Genomic DNA, 1,167 nt, shown 5'->3' with positions numbered 1-1,167 from the left:
CAAGCTTATTTGGCAATGAAGTTAGAGGCTGAAAGTCGACAATGAGTCGATTTAGTGAGTAATGAAAAGAAGAGGCTATGAGAAAACATTAGCCTCTTTTCTATCTGATTCGTGGGGCAAAGTATTCGCTGCTTTATTGATTAAAAAGCTGCTTCGATTGTGCCTTTGAAAGTGCGATCGAGATAATCACGAATCGCTTGAGATTGATAAATAGAAACGAACTTTTTATACGCTTCATTATTTTTGTCTGCGTCACGAGTGGCGATGACCATGACTGCTAATGGGGCGTCTTTTGCTTCAAGATAGATACTTTGTTTCTTCGGATCTAAACCAGAAGACATTACGTAGTTCATTGTAATCGCAGCCGCGTCCACATCATCTAATGTTCTTGGTAGCTGAGCGGCATCTACCTCGACAAATTCAAATGATTTTGCGTTTTTTGTGATATCAGTTAGGGCGGCTTTATGGCCAACACCCTGTTTCAGCTCAATTAAACCTGCATCGGCGAGTAGCAACAGACCACGACCACCGTTGGTAGGGTCATTTGGAAGCGCTATACGTGCATTGTTTGGAAGCTCTTGCAGTGAGCGATACTTATTGGAATAAAGCCCCATACGCATAAGAATGGACTGACCAATTGATACTAATTGGGCGTTATGGCTACTGTTGAAGTTGTCTAAAAATGGCTGGTGCTGATAGCTATTAATATCGATGCTACCATCGCTAAGAGCGGCATTAGGTGTCACGTAGTCAGAAAACTCAATGACTTCGACATTCAAACCTTGCTTCGCTGCCTCCTTCGCTACCGCCTCGACTACTTGTGCATGTGGTCCAACTGTCGCGCCCACTTTAATGACAGAGTCATCTTTTTCTCCACAAGCGCTTAAGCCGACTACTGCCGTGAGAATCAAAGCTAGTTTCTTTAAGTGACCAATACTTTTCATTGTAGCTCCATTTTTGCTTTAGACGTCCATACGTTTATATGTCCATACTATCAGAAGTTGTCTGAGGGTCAATGGTTTAAATCACGAGCAGACATTTTGTTTCTATTGCTCGTATAGAAAGCCAGATAATAGTTAAAGAAGAGGGGAAGAAGAAAAGCTATTACGAGGTTAGTGACGAGTTACCGCAACCGAAACTGTACCCAAAGATATAAGATACAAAAAA

Annotated in this window: 1 protein-coding gene; it reads right to left on the bottom strand. The window is 41.9% G+C overall.

Going from position 1 to position 1,167, the window contains the following annotated elements; translation table 11 throughout:
* Positions 1-140: 140 nt before the first annotated feature.
* Positions 141-944 carry a MetQ/NlpA family ABC transporter substrate-binding protein gene (locus tag IQR33_RS06705; protein WP_017633488.1) on the bottom strand — a complete coding sequence of 268 codons (804 nt, stop codon included), beginning with the start codon at positions 942-944 and terminating at the stop codon, positions 141-143.
* Positions 945-1,167 lie beyond the last annotated feature (223 nt).

Origin of the sequence: Vibrio sp. OPT46, from assembly GCF_015163535.1 — a bacterium.
Taxonomy (GTDB): Bacteria; Pseudomonadota; Gammaproteobacteria; order Enterobacterales; family Vibrionaceae; genus Vibrio; species Vibrio alginolyticus.
Note: the sequence above shows the minus strand (reverse complement) of the source record. Positions and strands in the feature narration are given on the sequence as shown.